The organism is Shewanella sp. SNU WT4 (assembly GCF_006494715.1).
Lineage (GTDB): Bacteria > Pseudomonadota > Gammaproteobacteria > Enterobacterales > Shewanellaceae > Shewanella.
Map to the genome: position 1 here is coordinate 3,906,467 of NZ_CP041151.1, position 19,990 is coordinate 3,926,456.

The 19,990-nt window shown below is 44.7% G+C and carries 19 protein-coding genes and 1 tRNA gene; 11 read left to right on the forward strand and 9 right to left on the reverse strand.

The window, feature by feature from the left end; translation table 11 throughout:
* Position 1: 1 nt before the first annotated feature.
* Both FJQ87_RS17535 and FJQ87_RS17540 read right to left on the reverse strand, forming a co-directional pair.
* Positions 2-1,168, reverse strand: coding sequence for a TonB-dependent receptor (locus FJQ87_RS17535; protein ID WP_140933738.1), 1,167 nt, complete (start codon positions 1,166-1,168; stop codon positions 2-4).
* The gene (locus FJQ87_RS17540) at positions 1,155-1,562 is read right to left on the reverse strand and encodes a substrate-binding domain-containing protein (RefSeq protein WP_140933739.1); all 408 of its coding nucleotides are present in this window, start codon (positions 1,560-1,562) and stop codon (positions 1,155-1,157) included. The genes FJQ87_RS17535 and FJQ87_RS17540 overlap by 14 nt, the downstream gene beginning before the upstream one ends.
* A gap of 173 nt (positions 1,563-1,735) precedes the next feature.
* Here FJQ87_RS17540 and FJQ87_RS17545 point away from each other — a divergent pair, with 173 nt between their 5' ends.
* From FJQ87_RS17545 to FJQ87_RS17565, 5 genes are all read left to right on the forward strand, one after another.
* Positions 1,736-2,764 (forward strand): methyltransferase, encoded by a 1,029-nt coding sequence (locus FJQ87_RS17545; RefSeq protein WP_140933740.1) that lies wholly within the window; start codon positions 1,736-1,738, stop codon positions 2,762-2,764.
* A 144-nt stretch (positions 2,765-2,908) separates the two neighbouring features.
* Positions 2,909-4,003, forward strand: coding sequence for a site-2 protease family protein (locus tag FJQ87_RS17550; protein ID WP_206194411.1), 1,095 nt, complete (start codon positions 2,909-2,911; stop codon positions 4,001-4,003).
* An 82-nt stretch (positions 4,004-4,085) separates the two neighbouring features.
* A complete protein-coding gene (locus FJQ87_RS17555; RefSeq protein ID WP_140933742.1) occupies positions 4,086-4,532 on the forward strand; it encodes a hypothetical protein in 447 nt (148 codons plus the stop codon).
* Positions 4,533-4,790: 258 nt separating this feature from the next.
* Positions 4,791-5,759 (forward strand): DUF4862 family protein, encoded by a 969-nt coding sequence (locus FJQ87_RS17560; RefSeq protein ID WP_140933743.1) that lies wholly within the window; start codon positions 4,791-4,793, stop codon positions 5,757-5,759.
* Positions 5,760-5,918: 159 nt separating this feature from the next.
* A complete protein-coding gene (locus tag FJQ87_RS17565; protein WP_140934191.1) occupies positions 5,919-7,187 on the forward strand; it encodes an IS4 family transposase in 1,269 nt (422 codons plus the stop codon).
* A gap of 8 nt (positions 7,188-7,195) precedes the next feature.
* Here FJQ87_RS17565 and FJQ87_RS17570 read toward each other — a convergent pair whose 3' ends face one another.
* Entirely contained in the window at positions 7,196-7,717 is a 522-nt protein-coding gene (locus tag FJQ87_RS17570) for an Arm DNA-binding domain-containing protein (protein ID WP_140933744.1), read from the reverse strand.
* 466 nt (positions 7,718-8,183) lie between these two features.
* Positions 8,184-8,269, reverse strand: a tRNA-Leu gene (locus FJQ87_RS17575).
* 283 nt (positions 8,270-8,552) lie between these two features.
* On the opposite strand from FJQ87_RS17575, the gene FJQ87_RS17580 reads away from it, so the two are divergent.
* Entirely contained in the window at positions 8,553-8,687 is a 135-nt protein-coding gene (locus FJQ87_RS17580) for a DUF3149 domain-containing protein (protein ID WP_140933745.1), read from the forward strand.
* A gap of 106 nt (positions 8,688-8,793) precedes the next feature.
* Here the strand turns inward: FJQ87_RS17580 and FJQ87_RS17585 are convergent, their stop codons facing one another.
* Entirely contained in the window at positions 8,794-9,405 is a 612-nt protein-coding gene (locus tag FJQ87_RS17585; RefSeq protein ID WP_140933746.1) for a superinfection exclusion B family protein, read from the reverse strand.
* Between the two features lie 165 nt (positions 9,406-9,570).
* Between FJQ87_RS17585 and FJQ87_RS17590 the strand changes: the two genes are divergently transcribed.
* Positions 9,571-11,157, forward strand: a complete 1,587-nt coding sequence (locus FJQ87_RS17590) for a HAMP domain-containing sensor histidine kinase (RefSeq protein WP_140933747.1) — start codon at positions 9,571-9,573, stop codon at positions 11,155-11,157.
* Between the two features lie 11 nt (positions 11,158-11,168).
* Here the strand turns inward: FJQ87_RS17590 and tcdA are convergent, their stop codons facing one another.
* Positions 11,169-11,966: a tRNA cyclic N6-threonylcarbamoyladenosine(37) synthase TcdA gene (tcdA, locus tag FJQ87_RS17595; protein WP_140934192.1), complete on the reverse strand. Its 798-nt coding sequence runs from the start codon at positions 11,964-11,966 to the stop codon at positions 11,169-11,171.
* A gap of 442 nt (positions 11,967-12,408) precedes the next feature.
* Between tcdA and FJQ87_RS17600 the strand changes: the two genes are divergently transcribed.
* The 3 genes from FJQ87_RS17600 (at position 12,409) to FJQ87_RS17610 (ending at position 16,077) form a co-directional block, all read left to right on the forward strand.
* A complete protein-coding gene (locus FJQ87_RS17600; protein WP_140934193.1) occupies positions 12,409-13,452 on the forward strand; it encodes a porin in 1,044 nt (347 codons plus the stop codon).
* A gap of 328 nt (positions 13,453-13,780) precedes the next feature.
* The gene (locus tag FJQ87_RS17605) at positions 13,781-14,812 is read left to right on the forward strand and encodes a porin (RefSeq protein ID WP_140933748.1); all 1,032 of its coding nucleotides are present in this window, start codon (positions 13,781-13,783) and stop codon (positions 14,810-14,812) included.
* A 185-nt stretch (positions 14,813-14,997) separates the two neighbouring features.
* Positions 14,998-16,077, forward strand: a complete 1,080-nt coding sequence (locus FJQ87_RS17610) for a porin (RefSeq protein ID WP_168195225.1) — start codon at positions 14,998-15,000, stop codon at positions 16,075-16,077.
* A gap of 85 nt (positions 16,078-16,162) precedes the next feature.
* Here the strand turns inward: FJQ87_RS17610 and FJQ87_RS17615 are convergent, their stop codons facing one another.
* Together FJQ87_RS17615 and FJQ87_RS17620 are read right to left on the reverse strand one after the other, a co-directional pair.
* Positions 16,163-16,840 carry a thiopurine S-methyltransferase gene (locus FJQ87_RS17615; protein WP_140933750.1) on the reverse strand — a complete coding sequence of 226 codons (678 nt, stop codon included), beginning with the start codon at positions 16,838-16,840 and terminating at the stop codon, positions 16,163-16,165.
* Positions 16,841-16,902: 62 nt separating this feature from the next.
* Positions 16,903-17,250 carry a hypothetical protein gene (locus FJQ87_RS17620; protein WP_140933751.1) on the reverse strand — a complete coding sequence of 116 codons (348 nt, stop codon included), beginning with the start codon at positions 17,248-17,250 and terminating at the stop codon, positions 16,903-16,905.
* 321 nt (positions 17,251-17,571) lie between these two features.
* Here FJQ87_RS17620 and FJQ87_RS17625 point away from each other — a divergent pair, with 321 nt between their 5' ends.
* The gene (locus tag FJQ87_RS17625; RefSeq protein ID WP_140933752.1) at positions 17,572-19,389 is read left to right on the forward strand and encodes a protein kinase; all 1,818 of its coding nucleotides are present in this window, start codon (positions 17,572-17,574) and stop codon (positions 19,387-19,389) included.
* On the opposite strand, the gene FJQ87_RS17630 is transcribed toward FJQ87_RS17625, so the two are convergent.
* Complete coding sequence (locus tag FJQ87_RS17630) at positions 19,356-19,898, reverse strand: FxsA family protein (RefSeq protein ID WP_140933753.1); 543 nt, start codon at positions 19,896-19,898, stop codon at positions 19,356-19,358. The genes FJQ87_RS17625 and FJQ87_RS17630 overlap by 34 nt on opposite strands.
* Positions 19,899-19,990 lie beyond the last annotated feature (92 nt).

A 19,990-nucleotide genomic window follows, 5' to 3' on the forward strand; every position in this document is an offset into this window, starting at 1 on the left:
ATCACCATTGGAATCGGTAAGAGAGTTGAGCTGCCACAATCGACCACTCTTTGGCTTGAGTAAGAGGATCGCGATTAACAAATGACGGCACCCATGCTGCCCCATCTAACTGATGATATTCAAGCGCTAGCATCCAGCTCGGTTCAAACAACCACTGCCCGCCCAAGGTCCAATCTTTACTGTAACTAAAATATTTAGGCTCGCCCTGCACAGCGCTAACAGCCTCAGCATTACGGTTATTGCTATCTAAATCATAATTGTCAAAACGCAAATAAAGCTGCCAATCTTTGGGCAGAAACACACGCCCCTCCACATAAAATCCTAGGGAATTTCTTTGATAACCTTGGGTATTATTTGGATTTATGCCTTCAGTAAGATTTGCGAACAGATTAATTTCTGAGGTTAATTGCCACCAGTCTTGGCGATATTGCAAGGATGCTACCCATGAATCTATGTCTAAATTGCCATCTAACATGTAACTAGTGCTGTTAAAAACAATATCAGCCTGATAATAAGAAATGCCTACATACCAAGCTGAACTCTGGTAATTAACCGTGGCGGAATAATAAGGTTCTGGTTCAAACTCACCGCTAGAATGATTGCCAAAAATATTATCGGCTAAGTCATCGCCAAAGGCCGGAAACCCCGCGATGACATGCCAATTAATCACCCCACTTGCTAACAGATATTCACCAAACCAGTCGCCGCCATCAATCCTAAGCTGCGCGTCCCGATACAAGTCTGGGTAAATAGATTGCGGCAATATGATGCTTGGCCGAGTAAAAGGCACATCACGGGTACTGTTATACAGGCCATATTCACCCTTCACGCGCCCAAGCCGTATGCCTTGCTGCCCTTGCCACAAGTGCCAATTGTATTCCACGAACAGATAATCAAAATTAACGCGACTGTCGGTCAATTCGCCCCATTGTCGATAATTAAGGGCGCCAGCTAAGCGTAATGGCGAGTCTGAACGCCAAGAGGTGGCAAGCATAGCTTCGGTCAGTGCAAAACTGTCGTTATCATCACCCACAATAAAGCGGCTATTTTCGGTATGCATATAAGCTTGGCTAATAAAGCCATTGGCCTGCCAAGATGTTGCCAGTAAATGGGGGCTAATAAGCGCGGCGCACAAACAAACGAATATCCGGTGATTAATGACTGCCATTGCGATTTCCTTGCGCTTGATACTCAGACGATAAATAGCCAATGGCCCCTGGCGTAGCTTTCACTTTTTGCCACATGTCTTGCTCATTATTGACCACTTCAGGCCGGTCGCCCGTGCCAGAAAACACTCTTTGGTCCCATTTTTTTTGCAAAAAATAGGGCATTAGTTTCAATTCTTGTCGGCAAAAATCTTGATGTAAGCTTGATAGCGGCGGCAGAATAAACACCCGGATAGGCTGGCCATCTTGCCAAAATGTCCGCTGCTTAGAAAAAATCAGCCGTAGGTCACTTTCAGACAGAGTCTCAGCGTTAGAGTCATGAGTAATCACAAAAAATTGCGCATTAAGATTACTGCTAACACATAAACACAGCAGCAATAACGCTAGCTTGTACATAGCAGAACTTCCATGTCTAAGGGGGATATAAAGCAACACATCCTTGTTGCCATTAACATTCTATCTTAGCCACTTAAGCATAGATAAAAATAATGACATCCGTGAGGCGCTGTCAAAAAAAGGCTTAGTTAGGATATAATTGCCATCATTCTCATTGAACCGATGACCCCAAAGTGCTCACTAATCCATCTCAACTTATTATGCGCAACCACTCGCTAATTTCTGACCAAAGCGTGTTACTTCTCAATCATGAAGGTGACTCATTAGCCGTGGAACTCAGCCATAGCTCGCCCCAAGTCGGCGCGCTCGCGTTGGATTATCATCACCATTTAGGTCTTAACAATCAGGCGAATAAGCAGCTCACCTGTCATTTTGGTCACAGATGGCCACAGCCAGATAAGTTTGATTCAGTGATCATCTATTTTCCTAAAGCTAAGAATTTATTCCCGTATTTACTGCAACTGGCCGCCCATCACCTCAATATTGGTGGTCAAGTGCTGGTGACCGGCGAAAATAAAGGCGGTATTAAATCCATCGCTAAGATGATGCCAGCGTGGTTTAGCCCAGCACATAAAATCGATAATGCCCGTCATAGTCTGCTGTATGTTAGTGAGTTAATGGCAGCGTCTGCGCCACTCAATCTCAATGATTTTGCTAGCCAATATCAATTACAAACACCGCAAGGCGAGCTCACCATTTGTAATTTGGTGGGGGTATTTAGTGAGTCTAAGCTTGATTTGGGCACGCAGTTATTACTGCAGCATTTACCGCAGCTTAAGGGTCGAGTGTTAGATTTTGGCTGTGGCGCCGGGGTGATTGCCGCAGCGTTACTTAAAGCTCAGCCAGAATTACAGCTGGAATGTGTCGACATTAACGCCATGGCATTGGCCGCGTGTGAATTAACCCTCAAAGCGAATAACATGCAGGCTAAGGTTTATCCATCAGATGGTTTGGCTCAGACTCAAGGTCAATTTGATGCGGTAATTTCTAACCCACCGTTTCATGATGGCTTACAAAGCACCACCCAAATTGCCACCGACTTTGTTAGCGCTAGCGCTAAGCAACTGGCGAAAGGTGGTCAATGGCAAATTGTGGCTAATGGACACTTACCTTATGGCGATGCAATCGCCAGCGCCTTTAAACAAAGCGTTAACGTGATAGCGAGCACTAACAAATATAAGCTCTATCGCCAACGAGGCTAAATTAGCTTATCTACTCAAGACATAGGGTTAGCAAGCTGGTTTAAATTCTTGCTAACCCTAGCACCCCCTCAACTGCTGAGAAAATTAGTTACAACTAGCGCACGCCTGCAGGCTAAAACTTTGGCATAATGGCGTTTTTTCTCACTGGATGTACAAGTGCAACTGCTGAATATTGATTGTTTAGGAAAACCGCTACGCCTCGAAGCGTCGTTAGCTGGCTGGCAGGCCGTGTATTGGGACAATGCCTTAGTGGCACAATGCCCAGCAAGCGCCGATAACCAAGGACAGCGCAGTCATCAATTCCAGCTCCAATCCGGTGAGCAAACGCTCACTATTACCTTAAAGATAGATCTTAATTGGCAGCCATTTTCCCTGTCTTATCAGCTATACGCGCAAGATAAATTAGTCACCGAAGGCCAGCGCAACCAGCACGATATTGAGCAGCAAACGCCTGTGGTGGCACCGGTTAAAGTCTCGCAATTAAGCTTAGTGGGCTTAGCGTCTTTAGGTTTTAAGCTACTAAAAAGCGCTAAGGTGATTAAAGTTGTGCTCGCTGGCGCCAGTATCGCCGCTTACTCTTGGCTATTTTCATTTCAATTTGCTTTAGCACTGATAGCTTGTTTAGTGTTTCACGAGTATGGCCATATTCGCGCCATGAAATACTTTGGCATGAAAACCAAAGGCATCTATCTCATCCCCTTTATGGGCGGCTTAGCCCTCAGTGATGAAAAGATAAATACCCGCTGGCAAGATGTAGTGATATCTATCATGGGCCCGACCTTTGGCCTACTTATGTCGCTGTTATCTTTAGTGGCTTACTGGATCACTGGCAATATCTTTTTTGCGGGCCTTGCAAGCTTTAACGCCCTGTTAAACCTCTTTAATTTACTGCCAATTTTGCCGTTAGACGGTGGCCATATCCTAAAAAGCATCAGCTTTTCTATGAATAGCATAGTGGGGTTAGCAGCTTGCGTTATCGGCGCCGCCATCGGCGTTTATATCAGTTACAGCTTGGGATTAGCCTTATTGGGCTTTTTGTTATTGATAGGCAGTGTTGAAATTGTGTTTGAATGGCGCAGTCGTCATCACAGCCATTTATTGCCCTTAGATAGATATGGCCAAGTGTTTTCAGCCATCTGGTATTTACTGACAGTTGGCGCCTTAATCGCAATCATTTGGTATTTCGCCAGCAGCGGCGATGACATCTTAGCCCTGCCATTAAAAATCTTAAGCAGCTAAGTTTGCCATTCATTCACAATTAAGCCTGGATGGCTAAGCTTCGCCCTTATATTGACTTGGCCATCCACTTCATCTGAGCATCATGCCTCGTTATTTCCAATGGTTGTTAGTACTGCTAATTATCCTCATCATCAAAACCTCGTTACTTGGCATGGCCATGCTGAGTATGGGCTTAGCCTTGCTTGGACTCATGTTAACGAGTGTGTATCAGCGCTGGAGTCAACACTTAGATAAGCAGAGGCTTGAATTGAAGTTTCGCCAAGTGTTTTTGGCCACGCTGTTACTACACACCAGCCTGTATCTTGGCTTGCTAGTAAAGTTAGTGCTCATAGATAGTTGGCAAGATATCGCCACTTTCATCTTAAGCCATTTACTACTGCACCACAGTTTAAGCGCTGCCATAGCAGGCATTATCACCTTATTAGCCGTGAGCATTTATGTCCAAGCGCAGCCGATAACAGGGCTTACCGTTAATGCAGATAAGCCATTATCAGCGAAAGATAATAAGCAGCCACTTGGTATAGACTAATTAATGGCTTATTTTGACCAATAATGACTGTTCCAATATTTTTATACCACATGGTGCTCATACTAAACCCAGTAACCTTGCTGACGCAATAAAGCATCTAAATATCTATTCTGCCAACAGTTAGCATAAGGCTGACGTCACCTGATGAATGCCTCAATTAGCGCAACTGAGGCGCAGATAAATTGCTTTAGCAAAAAAGCAATGGTGTAATGAGCCACACCTTTTTGACGATCAACTCCTGCCTAAGGCTAGTATTTAATGAAGTATATTATTGGCGCCTACGCCAGCGCACCCTCTGGCGTGAGCTGGAATAAAGAGTTAGAAACCGAGTATTACCAACAGCTTAAATCACAAGATAACATAGGTGGCATCGAACACCCGTTCACAGGAACTTTGCATCCCTTTGATGATGAGTGGTTTCTTAATAATATCGATAAAGATTGGCAATTTGTCTTTACCTCAATTCCGGGTGTGATGGCGCAATTAGCCAAAAATCCACACTTTGGTATTGCCTCCACCAATGAAGCCGGCAGACAAGCGGCGATTGCGTTTTATCAACAAGCGCAAGTAGCTATCAAAAAACTGAATGATCATTTAGGCCGCCAAGCCGTCAGCGCCATCATGATACATACTGCACCTAAGATCACCGAAGCTAGCCAATCATCCATAGCGGCGCTTGAAGCCTCGTTAACTAGCTTGCAGTCTAGCAACTGGCATGGCGCAAAGTTGGTGATTGAGCATTGTGATGCCTATGTGGCGGGTCAAGCGCCAGCGAAAGGCTTTATGCGCCTAGAAGATGAAATCACAGCTATTACCAATGTAAATAAAGCGCTTAATGGCGATATTGGTATCTGCATTAACTGGGGACGCTCTGCCATTGAAACTCGTAGTACTACCGGCCCATTGCAGCATATCGAGTTAGCTAAAAAAGCTAACTTATTAACTGGATTAATGTTTTCTGGTGCGAGCGATTACGCAGGCCCTTATGGTCAATGGCAAGACACTCATATGCCACCAGCTCAAGCCTTAGGCATTAAAGATTACGCTGAGCATTCATTATTGACCTTAGAGCAAATTCGTCAGTGTATTGCCTTAAGCACCCCGTCAACATTGGGCTTCTTAGGTGCCAAGATATCACTGCGTCCAAATCAAGCCTGCGTTGAGCAAAGAGTGTCATACGTTAATGGCTTAACACACTTGATGCAAAGCGCGAGCGAAACTGTTTAAACCTGTAAAGAGCTCAAGCCCTAAAATCAATATCCTAAAACGCTAGTCGGCTCTCATAGACAGGATCTTAAGAGTTAACGCTTTTATTTAGATAGAAAAATGGCCTTATTTGTGATCTGATAATTGTCGCCAAACAAACCATCAAACACAAAAAGGCCAGTGATGATTATCTCTCTTAAAAAGCAGTTTATGCAATTCTTTAGCGCTCACTTTCTTCAAAAAACGGCAAAAAATATTGGCCTCATGAAACGATGTCGAGCGATTTTGCCCGAACAACTTGTACTCAGTCTGATTTCGGCGCTCAGTAAGGGGAATTGTACTTCAATTGCCGATCTGCTCAGGCAGTTCAACGGGATGTGTCTGACCGAAATGGATAATGTGGCTTACAAACCTTTTCACAATCAGCTCAGAAAAGAAGCTTTTCCTCTATTCATGCGTCAGTTAGTACAGTTTGCTATCGCACAATTTGCCCGGCAGCAATGTGCTCAATTACCCGATAAGATGTCTTGTTTTAATGATGTGTTGCTCCAAGATGGTAGTTCTTTTCACGTTCATAGGCAGTTGGCATCTGTTTATCCAAGCCGCTTTAAGCGTAACCCTGCAGCGATAGAGTGCCATATGACCATGTCTCTCAAAACCTTTAGTCTTACTGCAATGACGATTAGTGCCGACACGGCTTCGGAGAGAGATTATCTTCCTAAACCAGCAACGATGGACAACAAATTGCTGCTAGCAGATGCAGGTTACCCAGACTTTGATTACTTTGCCGAGCTTGAGCGGCATGGAGGGTTCTACATTTTTCGGGGAGCCAAATCCCTCAACCCGACGGTCATCGAAGCGAGGAACTGTAAAGGTCGAACACTGACTAAGTTGGCAGGCAAAAAACTCAAAGAGATTACGCGCCGCACCAATCGGACAGAGGTGCTTGATTTGGCGGTTTGTAGAGGCAATCAGACATTTCGGGTAATAAGACGCTGGTTTGCCGAAGAACAACGATTTTGCATTTGGCTTACTAATCTGCCACGAGAAACCTACTCTGCAGATGATATTATGGCAATTTATCGCTGTCGCTGGCAGATAGAGCTGATGTTTAAAGAGTTGAAATCTCATACTAACTGGCAGCGATTTGCTACAGCACAAAAAGCCATCGTTGATGGCTTAGTCTGGGCCAGTTTATTGGCATTGTGCATTAGACGCAGTACGGCACTGCAGATAATGCCTTCAGTTTCGTTATTCAAGGCTGCAAAGAATGTTGATGTGTGGCTGCTGCCCATATTTGAGTGCATTAGCCACAAATCATGGTCAGAAATAATAGATAAGATTGATTGGGCGATCCGTTATATAACGAAGAACGCTCCAAAAGCACAACAGAGAAAATCTAAGAAAGACATAACGTTAGATGGAATTTATGAACAGCTTAATGCTTAAGGTTCAGTCTATGAGGCAGGCTTAGTCTTGCTGGGAGCATTCATCCGTAATTGGATTTGGATAATGTGATTAGCTGTTAACTCACTATATTTCAGATGCGCGATAGTGCCGCAGTGGTCGTTAAAACGCTGCTTATCCTTGTTCCAGCTAGACTTGCGCTTCTTAGCTAAGGGTAAGTAAGTATCGTAAAAGAACTGACTAATGGTTGGTACGGCATGTAATTGGTCACGCTCTTGCCTTGGGTCTTGTCCTTGAGCAATCTGAGTCTTATGCGTCCGGGCTATCTTCCTGGCTGACATTAAATCCACATCAGGAAAACGTCCTATGGCAATCGACTTCTTTTGCTCATTAATGGAATACCTCAGCATAAAGCGTTTGCTATCCGTCTTGCCTGATAAACATTTAAGGCCGATAACTTCGGTGTCTGAAAATTCAAGTTCAGTAGATGATGAATGGGATGGATTACGAGGTAGGGCTTTAAGATTGGCGGTGGTGAATTTGAACTTTTTGGTTTGAAGATGGTTGAGCATATGAGTACCTCAATTGAGCTGATATCAAGGTAGTAATATGTATTTGAAACTTTGGTGGTTACGGTGGCAACTTCATTTTTAGAATTTTTACCCTAAACCTTGTCGTCGTCGACGCATTACATTTCCGACGACGGCGTCAACAAAATACGGCTAATTTTTACAACTCATCAGACTGAAATTGGTAGACACAGGGGATTCAATGAGACCGCCCAAGCCTAAATAAACTCATCTTGAGTCGAGTATTACTGCTAAGAAAATTCACATAACGACCAGAGCAGTACCGGAACGTAATCTTGCTAGATAATGAGTATGTTGAAGCTGGATTGCTCACTGACCAGAAAGCCATGCTGGAGTTGGTGCTGCGGGAAAGGAGTTTTTGCTAACAAAGCACAGGATATCGACCGGAAACCAAATTTCAGGTACAAAAAAACCGACTCAAGGTCGGTTTATGTCTTCCGAAGAAGAATGGTACCAGTGGCCAGACTCGAACTGGCACGCTTTAAGGGCGGGGGATTTTGAATCCCCTGTGTCTACCGATTTCACCACACTGGCATCTACATGTTTCGCAATCACTGTGTCACTGCGAATGTCAGGCATTATACATAGCCTATGGCCAATGACAAGCCTCTGTTTTCACTCAATGATGCAAGTGCACACTTTTACAGCAAAGCGGCTATTAGCACACCCTCACTTGCGTGAATGCTCGCATTAATCACTCTCAATGCCAGCTAAAAACACCACAGCGCAACAATTGAGAAACATTTGATCAAGATCATTATGCTTGCGCCATAAGTAATTTAGGATTGCCACCATTAGGGATGATGGAGATGACTTTATGGCTTTTTGGATGGATTTGATGTTTGGCAACGCGATTGGTTTACTGTCTATGCTAGTGATTTTTAGCACACTCGCCATCATCAGTTATCTTGGCTGGATGATAGTTAAAAAATCAGCCGATCCTACGGCTTAATCAGCATAGCCTTTAGCGCCTATTATCGAATCGATAGGCGCTAACGCTTTGAGTGCTAATGGCTTCAGTATTAACTTTAAGTTTTAGTCCGTTAATTATTAGCGCCTTAAGCCACATGCTTACGGTTTTGCACCAGTTGATTCATAAAAGCTGGGCGAGTGCGCAATAATAACTGCATCTCTTCAGGATTCGGCTCCCCCGCTGGTAGGCGCAATATTTTACGATTTAAGTAACTGCGTGCTTTAAGGGCGATGCGATAATCAGCGGTCGGCCCATGAATGGCGTAATGATGTTCATTGCCCACACATTGCAATATACCGCTATTAGCAAGACCCTTTACCGCCATATCATTGATGGGCAAAGTTAACACGCTCTTTGCTTGTAAAAAAAATTCGCGTAGCACTGCGCGTTCAGCCAAATCGAGCACGGACACTTTTTGCTCTATGGTTTCGCCTAAGCGCTTATCTTTTAATAAGCTTATGGCTTCATCCATCAAAAAACTCATGATACGGCTAACAAAATAGGCTGCGGCAATCAGCATAATTAAACCAATAAAATGATCGTAAGCCGCCACCACATCGGCCACTCGTAGCCATTCCAGCAAGGACACAGGCATGATAAGTAAGGCGGTTGAGGCTAACAGTAACCATAACATGACAGTCACCAGATGCTCTTGCGATCCTTTATGTTTGAATGAGTTAACTATATTTTTATACATTGCTAGTATCCGCCGCCAGAGAATTGACTTACCGCTACTTACTGCCAAATCTAGCAATATAAATGCCAAGATATGGCTAAATTGATACCGACTCACTCAGCAGAGCTCACTATCGACGACTATGATTAGTCTATTGTCTGAGGTTAAGGAAAACCTTTCGCGGCTATGTGGATATTTTTAAAGCAATTTAATGGCTCAAAAAAAGATAAGCGCATCTGGCTTGGCATCATGCTCGCTTGCTTACTTTCAGTGTTAATTATTTCAGGCTTACAGCTGGCCTTCTTTTATCATGAACATAAACAGCATCAACAGCAGCAACTCACCCAACTCAGTCAGCAACTCGCCAAGCAACTATCTCAATCCAATCAGTTACAGACTAGCGCACAAATCGAGCACACATTAGCCATCATCACAGCTATGCCACAAGTGGGCGCCGCCAGTATTAAGCTTGGTGAGCACGACTATCAGGCGGGTGCTATCAATGCGCGCTTGTTTCAAGTGAACCAAGCCATTAATGCCGGTAAGGCCGAGCTAATGCTGCAATCGTCTAGTCATGTTAACCAACAACCCTTTATCCATTTAGCCTTATCCACCTTAATTCTCAGTAGCTTACAAACCTTGTTAGTGGGGATGATGGCGTTGTTTTTACTGTGGCATTTTGTCAGCCGCCATTTGCGCCAGTTAAGCCAGTATTGCGACCAACTGATGAACGATGACAAGGTGCCAGCCTTAGTGTTCGCCGATGTCAGCCGGCATTCTGATTTCAATAAAGTGGCAGCGGCTATCAATAAAATTCAGCAATATTTGCGCCATTCTTATGGGCAATTATTGCAATCCAAGCAGACCTTAGAAGAAGTGTTTAATGAACGTAATCAGTTATTACAAAACGAATTGGCTTATAAAGAGGAACTGCGAAAGCAGATAAAAGAGCAAACCAAGGAAGTGGAACAGTCGTTATTACTGTTAAGTCATACCCAGCGCATCATGGTTGAGCAGGAAAAAATGGCGGCCTTAAGCGGTTTAGTCACAGGGGTGGCGCATGAGATTAACACCCCAATTGGCGTGTGTTTAACGGCGGCCAGTAGTCAGCAAGAATCTTTACAACAAATAGAAACCTTACTGCCCTTGCCCAGCACCAGCATGGATGACATTACCGATAGATTGCAAGAATGCGATTTAGCCAGCAGGCTCATCATTAACAATGTCACTAAGGCGGGGGAATTAATTCAGCGTTTTAAAACTGTGGCGGCGCAGCAATGCATTGAATCGCGCTACAGTAAAAATCTATGGCAAGTGGTGGAAGAAATTGAGCAGGCGGTAAACAGCAAGTTTGCCGACTTTGATGTCAAAGTAACACTGCGCATCGATGCGTCACTGCATGTTACTACCGATCAGAATTTATTAAGCCAAATCATCAGCAATCTTATGACTAATAGCTATTGCCACGCCTTTAGTGCTGGGCGCGACAATCAGCTGATTGTCAGCGCGCAAACTGAAGCGTCGCAAGTAATTGTGACGGTTGAAGATAATGGCGCCGGCGTATCCGCTATCGAGCAGAGTAAAATATTTGAGCCCTTCTACACCACGCGCCGCAGCGCCGGCAATACTGGCTTAGGTTTGTCGGCAGCCTTTAACGCTGCCACTCAGCTTCAAGGACAATTGAGTTATAGCGCTGGCTCAATTGGCGCTTGTTTCATTTTAAATATACCGGCGGAATACTATTACTCAGGGGATATTGAGTTTTTTGATTAGTAGCCCAGCACTTACGCATTAGCCGCCGCGGCTAATTTAGTTAGCACTCGACTCACTGCCACAAAAGCAAAGGTGCCAGTAACCACAGTAACGGCACCAAAACCTGAGCTGCAATCCATGCGCATACTGCCACCTTGTTCAGGTTTAGAGTGACAGACTTGGCCATCTTGCCCAGGGTAAGTTAAATGCTCAGTGGAGAACACAGCGTCGACGCCAAACTTACGGTCAACATTTTTACTGAAGTTATATTCGCGCCGTAAAATATTACGCACCTTGGCTAACAGCGGATCTTGAATCGTTCGCGCTAAATCAACAATCTGAATTTGAGTCGGATCTTTTTGTCCACCAGCGCCGCCAATGGTAATGAGCTTAATTTTATTACGCTTACACCAAGCAATTAACGCCGCTTTGGGCTTAACCGCATCGATACAATCCACCACATAAGCAGGCTTAGTGGCATCGGTTGGTAAATATTCGGCCAAATTATCGCTACTTAAAAAGTCTTCAATCTGAGTGACTTGGCATTCTGGATTAATCTCAAGAATACGCTGCGCCATGACTTCCACTTTTGATTGACCAACCGTTGAGGCTAACGCATGAATTTGACGGTTAGTGTTGGTCACGCAGATATCATCAAGATCCATCAAGCTAATATGACCGATACCGCTGCGCGCTAAGGCTTCTGCCACCCAAGTCCCCACGCCACCAATGCCTATGACTAATACCTGACTCGCGGCAAAGCGCTCTAGTGCATTCGCACCATATAAACGGCCGATACCGCCAAAGCGATTAAGATAGCCTGCTGACAATGTCATGTATTTCACCTATGGATTGCAATGAATGAGCGGCTTAACCACTCAGCTCAACGAAAATATGGACGCGCGTGAGGGCGCAAAAATTAAGGCGATATTTTAGCAGAGCTCACCACTAGCGCAAACCATCCGATTTTTTTAAGGGGGAATACTTAAATAATAGCTTTAATGTCAGCCATATCAGCCGTATATGCTGATAGGAAAAGTAATTAATGAATAAGTTATGAATGAATTAGGTAAATAAATGGCACTCAATTGTTTTTCATAAGTAAAACCCTGTTCAATATAGCGCCACCTCAACATCGACAGAGAGTTAGATCACATATTTCAGCCATAAATGTAGGCAGACTCCCGCGCACTACAAGTCAATCAGATACGATCTGTGAGTCAACATCTAATTGAAAACAAATACAATCCTATGGATTTTTGGGAGCAACAGATGCAACGCAAATTAATTTCTTCATCTATCATCGCGGCTTTAGCCTTAGCCTCTACTTCAGCCTTTGCTGCTGAGCCAAGCTTTTATGGTCGTTTAGACTTAGCATTGACCAATGCTGATGATGGCTACACTACCCAAAACAAAAAAAGCGGTACTGTATTAGAAAACAACTTCTCTCATATCGGTCTGAAAGGCAGCGAAACTATCGCTACCGGCTTTGATATCATCTATCAAATGGAATTTCAGGTAGAGAACACTGGCCTTGAAGGCAGCAAAACCCCATTCAAAGCTCGTAACACTTTCTTAGGTTTAAAAACCTCACACGGCACAGTATTAATTGGCCGTAGCGATCCAGTATTCAAGCAGTCGGAAGGCAATGTTGATATGTTCGGCAACACCAATGCTGACATCGACCGCTTAGTGGCTGGCCAAGGCCGTGTTGCCGATGGTATCTGGTATTACTCACCTAAGTTTGCTGACTTAGTCACCTTTGATGCCACTTACTTAATGGCTGATAATCACGAAACCAGCAAGGCCCAATACGCCTTAGGTGCCACTGTAGGTGATAAAGGCCTGAAGGCTCATAACTACTATGTCGCTGCTGCCTATATGGACGGTATCGAGAACATCGAAGCTTACCGTGTAGTAGGCCAAGTTAAGTGTAATGACTTCAAGTTTGGCGCTTTATTCCAAAATACTCGCAGCCAAACTTATAGCAACCTTGAAGGTAACACTTACTTTGTTAACGCGGCTTACAACCTAAATGGCGTGAACCTGAAAGTGCAATTTGGTCAAGATGACAGTGGTTTAGGTGGCTTAGTGAAGAACCTAGCGGCAGATCAAACTGATAGCAAAGGATTCCTTTCAACAGTTTCTGACGTTAGCCTGACCAACATCAGCGTGGGTGCGGATTACCGTTTAGCTAAGTCAACCTTAGTGTACGGTCAATTTGCTCACTACAGTGGTGATCTTAAGGCGACTGGCCGTGCCACTACCGATTTAGATGACAGCGTGTTATCTGTGGGCGTGCGTTACGACTTCTAAGACGGCTTAATCGCCCGTCTAAACCTGTAAAAAAGCGGCCTTGAGCCGCTTTTTTTATGGACATAGATAAATATTCAACCTCTGCCCTAGGGGGCTAGTGCCATCAAAGCATCGTACTCGCTGCGCAAAAATCATCCGCCCAAAAAGACGCCTAAATGATTAAGATTAATTCAACTTTAGTGGTAAATAGCTAAAAGTTTGAACTAACACACAATTTTACCAAAACAAAACTGTGAGAATAGTAGGTAATTTGTTACCGATTAGGATATCGGCAGCAATTGAGGATTCAAATAACTAACAAATCTACGGATGTTTTAGGGAGCAACACATGAAGCACACAGTTATTTCCGCTACTATCGCCTCGTTACTGGCACTGTCATCAGCTGCCGCCATGGCCGATGGTCCTAATTTCTATGGTCGCTTAGATTTATCTGTGACTAACTCAGATACAGGTGCTACGACCCAAAATGGTAAAGAAGGCACTGTCTTAGAGAATAACTTCTCATTATTAGGCGTGAATGGTAGCGAGAAGCTGTTTGACGGCGTTGATGTTATCTACCAGATGGAATTCCAAGTAGAAAACACCACCATTGAAGGCGGCAACAACCCATTTAAAGCCCGTAATACTTTCTTAGGTTTAAAAACTGACTACGGTACTGCGTTAGTGGGTCGTAACGATACAGTATTTAAGCAAGCTGAAGGCGGCGTCGATTTATTTGGTAATACTAACGCCGATATCGACCGTTTAGTGGCAGGCCAAACCCGTAGCGCTGACGGTATTTGGTACTACTCACCTAAAATTGCTGATTTAATTACCTTAAATGCGACTTATCTGGTGGCAGATAACCAAGCTGACACTCGTGACACTCAGTACGCATTAAGCGCTACTTTAGGTGATAGTGCTCTTAAGGCTCAAAACTATTATGTCGCGGCTGCCTATAACGATGGCATTAGTGGCATTGAAGCGTGGCGTGGTGTGGCTCAAGTAAAATTGGCCGACTTTAAGATTGGTGGTTTGTTCCAAAAATCAGAAAGCCAAGTATCAGGCCAATCCAACATGGAAGGTAACAGCTATTTAGTCAACGTAGCTTACAACCTCAATGGAGTTAACCTGAAAGCTGAATACGCCAAAGATGAATCAGGCTTAGGTAGCTACTTTAAGAATGCCGGTGTTGTTGGTGCGAACACCACAGACGTTAACGTTAACAGCTACACAGTCGGTGCTGATTACCGTCTGAGTAAATCAACCTTAGTCTTTGGTCACTACGCTTACTACGAAGGTGACTACAAGCTGCTCAACAAGAACACTGAACTGAAAGACGACAACGTAGTGACTGTTGGTTTACGTTACGATTTCTAAAAAGAGACTGGTGCTCTTATCCAAAGCGGCCTCGGCCGCTTTTTTTTGTTTTTTGCAAAATGAAAAATAAGGATTATTGACTACACTTTGCCAGTGCCAAGCCCAGTGTAACGGCCATAAGAAGCTTTGGGCTCAGCATATTAGCGCTACACGCGCGCATAATGAATGCACTGGAGGGAGTGAATATGAAGCAAGTCAAACAAGTGTTATCTCTGTCGGCGTTGGCTCTGGCCATCTTAAGTGTGGAAGCAAGCGCCAGCGGTCCCACCATCTATGGCAGCTTAGAGTTAGCGCTGGCCCACACCGACCAAGGCCGAGCAATCAACCCTAATCCCAATGGCAATGGCCGCGATGTCGTGGTTAACCCCGAGAGCGGCACCTTCTTAGAAAACAACTGGTCTTATGTTGGCTTTAAAGGGGTAGAGAAATTAACGGATGATTTTAGTGTTATCTATCAGATTGAAGTCTCAGTGCAAGATGGCAATGTCGCAGGGGTTGAAGATCCCATATCAAGCCGCAATACTTTTTTAGGCTTTGATACCTCTTGGGGCACTTTTACCTTCGGCCGCACCGATACCGCGTTTTATAATGCCGAAGGTAATGTTGATGTGTTTGATAATACTAACGCTTGGATGGCGCAGTTAATGCCAGGGGAAGATAGACAGAGCAATAGCGTTAACTATGTATCCCCAAGTTTTGGCTCGCAGCAATTTGCGGTAAGCGGCACAGTATTAATGAATGATGATAATTCCACTTCAGATTATCCCTTTTCAGTAGCCACCACCTTAGGCGATCCCGATCTGCAAAGTACCTTGTACTATGTGTCAGCGGCTTATAGTAAAGATGTTGAAGATTTTAAGGGCTATCGCGGCGCCGCGCAGGTGCGCTTTAATGACTTAAAACTTGGGGCAATTTTTCAAAATTCTGAGCACATAACCTTGCGCAATATCGACGGCAACATGTATTACGTCACCGCCCAATATAATCTTAATAAACTCAATCTCGATGGCGTGAACTTAAAGGCCATGTATGGCCAAGATCAAACTGGGCTTGGGGATTATTTTCAAGGCATAGTGGCATTAAATAGCAATATTAGTGATGTGCAAGTCGAGCAATTGACCTTAGGCGCCAATTATCATGCCTCGCAAGCCGCTATCTTTTATGCTTTCTGGGCCAATTACAAAACTGACTATGATCTTAACGACGTCGCCCAAGATGTCGGCACTGAGAACGTTTATACCTTAGGGCTGAGATATTACTTCTAACGCGTTATGTTAAGCAGCAATAAGCCGCTCAATGAGCGGCTTATTTATTAGTGGTTCTTTATTAATAACGCTAATTGTCTCGCCATCAAGCTTTACGGGTGAGCAGATAAGCATTCTCTGTCAGCCAAGGCACTTGGTTTTTAATAAACTTAGGGTTATCGGCAAGCGCGTCACTTGATTCAAGTAATTCAATGTCAAAGTAAGGGCTTAGATGAGTGTTAAGCCAAGTGTCACTGACCGCAAAAGGAGGGCCAGACAGCATAGCTTGGGGATAATCTAAGGTAATTAATAAGCCTTGGGTGTTAGCCGCCACACTCATTGCCAAACGCTCGGCATAGGCAGCGCGCATGGTTTCCGGCATAGCTATCATGGCAGCCCTATCGTAAAAGGCGCTGCAGTCATGACTTACAGCAGTAGGCAGCGTAAAGAAATCGCCTTGCCATAACTGAATTTGATCGCAGCTAAAGAGTTGGTGCTGTGCCTGAGTGTGCTGAGTGTGCTGAGTGTGCTGAGTGTAATCGAGTTGATTTTCAGTAAAGAACTCAGTTACTGCAACCTCACTGAGCTCACAGCCCATGACATTATGGCCAAGCTCAGCTAAATACAGCATATCTATGCTTTTACCGCACAAAGGCACTAATACCTTACCGCTACCCGCTAAGGCTAATCGAGGCCAGTAGCCTTGTAGCAAGGGATTGATTTCAGCCTGATGAAACCCTATTTGACGATTGTGCCAACGCTCATGCCAAAAAGCCGCGTCCATAAACTTATCTCCTCAAATTGCAGACCACAATGTTGAAGATAAGCTCATCTAAAGTAAAGTGCTTATTCGGTTTCAGCTAATACTGCTTGAACCTTCTTTAACCACAGGCAATTTTCACACTGACATTGACGACGTGATAAATGGTAAGGCGTTAAATTAGAGTCAATATAATCCACGGCTATCAGTAATTGCTGGCGTAATTCGCTCACGCTCTTTTGTTCTAATGACACCAATTTATCATTGTGATTCATCCACACGCACTCCATGCCCTGATGGCAAAAAGTACAGGCATCATCCACAGGATTATAAAATCCAGCATGGGGGCACTGACGCAGTTCCATGGATTGAATAATACGTTGACGCGCAAATTCAAACAAAGGAATTAATTGTGCTTTGTGATCGGCGGCCATTAGCCTCTCCTTTAGCGATGAGTCATTAAGCTTGCTCATCACCCAGTAACATTTGCCATTTTGACAAACTTTAAGCAAACTGCTCATAAACTAAGCATAACGATAGCTGGAGCCTAGCTATTTGATTTATATCAATAGAGCCACCAGTTTTTGGTTTATCCAAGTACCCTGCCATTAAGGCCAGCGTTCTTGATTCACTCCATACTAATATTGACAGCCAGCAACACAAGCATGCCTTAGTATTTGCAGGCGATGGATCACATTATTTATGCGGCGCAACGATCGCGGCAATCGAGTCACTGAAGGAACAGGAGAGCTTGCTTGAGCACAGCGCAGATCCAGCAATTTTACATTTCAGAAGAGCAGTCGATTTATTTGCTCAAGGCCAACGATGCCCGCAAACATAAGGCATGGATCCGCCTGTGTAAGCAGCAGCTCACTCGCCTCGGTTATCAAGATATCAGCTTATTAGGTAAAGGCGCCTATGGCTTTGTATTTGCGGGAATTAGCCCCAATGGCCAGTCGCAAGTGTTTAAGTTTTCAAGAATTACCTTGCCGCAGCATATTCAAGATCGTTTAGAAGAAGAAGCCTATATGCTCGGGCGGCTTAACCATCCGAATATTCCGCCGCTCATTAGTTTCGATCGCCCTAGCCGCCAAGGGATCTTAGTGATGGCACGAGCAAATGGCGAAGATCTGCAGCTCTATTGTCGCCGCACTGGGCCATTAGCTGTGACTGACATAGTGAATATTGCCAGGCAATTGGCGCAAATTTTAGATTACTTACAGCAATGCGGCATAGTCCATGGTGACATTAAACCGTCGAACTTAGTCTATAACCCTGAGACTGGCCAAGTGGCCTTAATTGATTGGGGATCGGCGGTTTTTGCTCAGCAAGATCGCAGTGGCAATAGTTTAAGTCGCGATCCCATGGGGCTACTCAGCCAAGACTTACAGCACACCAATGCCCGCATGGGAGATGTGTATTTTATCGGTGACGATCAACTTAACGGCGCCTTATCTAACCCAAGGTTTGATGAGCAAGGCATAGCTGGCAGCTTGTACGCCCTCGCCTCTGGCCAAGTCAGTCGCTTTGGTAGCCGCGTTATTACCGCCTTAAGTCTTGGATTACCTAAAGAGCTCGCCCTCACACTGGATGCTATGCTCAGTAGCGATAGCGCCACGCGCGCACGCGGCGGCGACCATTTTATTAAAAGCATGCAGCGCGCCCATTTATGGTACTTACCGCCATTAACGCCAAGCATCCCGAGCGCCCAAATTCCTATCTGGCTGCAAGCCAAATATAAGCCAGTAGAAACGGTGAGTTACAGCTCTAGGCAATCCTTTTTAAAAGAGCACAATCCGCAGTTACCTAATACTCCTGAGGCCATGCTGCCTGAGTATTACCGTAATTTTATGCTGGGGATGGGCGACACCGAAAAGGCGTTTATCGCCAGTGTCGGTCAATTAGGTCATTACCCTTTAGTGGGTGGCATTGCCATTCATTGGCAAGAGCAAGGTGTGTACATAGATTCAAGCCTTGGCCTGTTCGACCCCAATTTACGGCCAGCCTTAGCTGTGGTGGTCAATAACTTAGTGAGTCTCGCGCAAGGCATAAATCGTATTGGTACTTTTAAGGCTTGTTTCTTTAATGCCAAAGACACCTTACATATTGAAGGCAATGCTAAGGGACAGTTTGTGGCGAGTTCCGATCAGCAGTTACCGTTTGAAGTGAGTGATGCGCCAAGCCTTGAAGATAAATCGCGCCTGCATTCCTATTTCGAAGATGGGCGCGATCCTGATGAAAACTTAGAGTTGCCCACTGAAATCATGGCAGAGCTGAGTTATCTCAATCACATACATCATACTGGCTGCATCATTTTTGAAGTACTGGATAATCACATGAAGATCCACAGCTACTTTAGGCTGCTAAATCCGAGAAAACAGGCCAGCTTTCGCGCCTGCCTTGATCGGATCTTACGCCATGTTGACAAAATCCGCGGCAATGGCGTTTCAGGTTTTATGAAATTACCTTATAAAAATACTCGCCGCGTTGAGCATCAAGCGCGCCGCAGCGATCACTTTTATCCGCGTAATCCCAAAGATCATTTATCGCTAGATGGCGAGCGCGGTTCTTGATCTAACACTAAGCGCGGACGGCTATCATCTTTGCGCTCAAACTCCCCTTCAAAAATATCGCCATTGGCGGACGGTTGATCAAAGCCTTGATGAAACTGACCCGAGCCAAACTGACTTGAACCAAATTGGCTTGAGCTAAACTGCTGGCTAAATTGAGTTTGCATCCGCGTCGATGCTAAACGCGCAAACGCGTGACGAGTCCAAGGTAGCAGTAACAGCACCCCAAAGGCGTCAGTCACAAAGCCTGGGATCAGTAATAAAATGCCGGCCATCACTAACATCATGCCGCCCACAATTTCTTCTGTCGGCGCTTCGCCTCTGGCCATTTTTTCTTGGGCTTGCATCAAAGTTGCGAGCCCCTGACGCTTAACTAACGACACGCCGATAATGGCAGTTAAGATGACTAAGGCCACGGTATTTAGACTACCGACCTCTTCACCCACTTGAATTAACACCGCCAATTCTGCCATCGGCAGAGCAATCAATAACAGCAACCAAGGTAAACGCATGCACACCTCTTTCTTTGGTCAATAAGCGCTAACCAAAGATAAAATAAAAATAAATTAATGCTTCTTGAAAACTAAATGGGGTTTTACCAGTC

Excerpts from the sequence above, each read along its gene's own strand:
- FJQ87_RS17610 (WP_168195225.1), top strand. The coding sequence starts at position 14,998 with ATGAAGCAAGTCAAACAAGTGTTATCTCTGTCGGCGTTGGCTCTGGCC.
- FJQ87_RS17570 (WP_140933744.1), bottom strand. The coding sequence starts at position 7,717 with ATGCTCAACCATCTTCAAACCAAAAAGTTCAAATTCACCACCGCCAAT.
- FJQ87_RS17535 (WP_140933738.1), bottom strand. The coding sequence starts at position 1,168 with ATGGCAGTCATTAATCACCGGATATTCGTTTGTTTGTGCGCCGCGCTT.
- FJQ87_RS17605 (WP_140933748.1), top strand. The coding sequence starts at position 13,781 with ATGAAGCACACAGTTATTTCCGCTACTATCGCCTCGTTACTGGCACTG.
- FJQ87_RS17540 (WP_140933739.1), bottom strand. The coding sequence starts at position 1,562 with ATGTACAAGCTAGCGTTATTGCTGCTGTGTTTATGTGTTAGCAGTAAT.
- FJQ87_RS17555 (WP_140933742.1), top strand. The coding sequence starts at position 4,086 with ATGCCTCGTTATTTCCAATGGTTGTTAGTACTGCTAATTATCCTCATC.
- FJQ87_RS17620 (WP_140933751.1), bottom strand. The coding sequence starts at position 17,250 with ATGGCCGCCGATCACAAAGCACAATTAATTCCTTTGTTTGAATTTGCG.
- FJQ87_RS17580 (WP_140933745.1), top strand. The coding sequence starts at position 8,553 with ATGGCTTTTTGGATGGATTTGATGTTTGGCAACGCGATTGGTTTACTG.
- FJQ87_RS17590 (WP_140933747.1), top strand. The coding sequence starts at position 9,571 with ATGTGGATATTTTTAAAGCAATTTAATGGCTCAAAAAAAGATAAGCGC.
- FJQ87_RS17600 (WP_140934193.1), top strand. The coding sequence starts at position 12,409 with ATGCAACGCAAATTAATTTCTTCATCTATCATCGCGGCTTTAGCCTTA.
- FJQ87_RS17585 (WP_140933746.1), bottom strand. The coding sequence starts at position 9,405 with ATGTATAAAAATATAGTTAACTCATTCAAACATAAAGGATCGCAAGAG.
- FJQ87_RS17630 (WP_140933753.1), bottom strand. The coding sequence starts at position 19,898 with ATGCGTTTACCTTGGTTGCTGTTATTGATTGCTCTGCCGATGGCAGAA.
- FJQ87_RS17560 (WP_140933743.1), top strand. The coding sequence starts at position 4,791 with ATGAAGTATATTATTGGCGCCTACGCCAGCGCACCCTCTGGCGTGAGC.
- FJQ87_RS17615 (WP_140933750.1), bottom strand. The coding sequence starts at position 16,840 with ATGGACGCGGCTTTTTGGCATGAGCGTTGGCACAATCGTCAAATAGGG.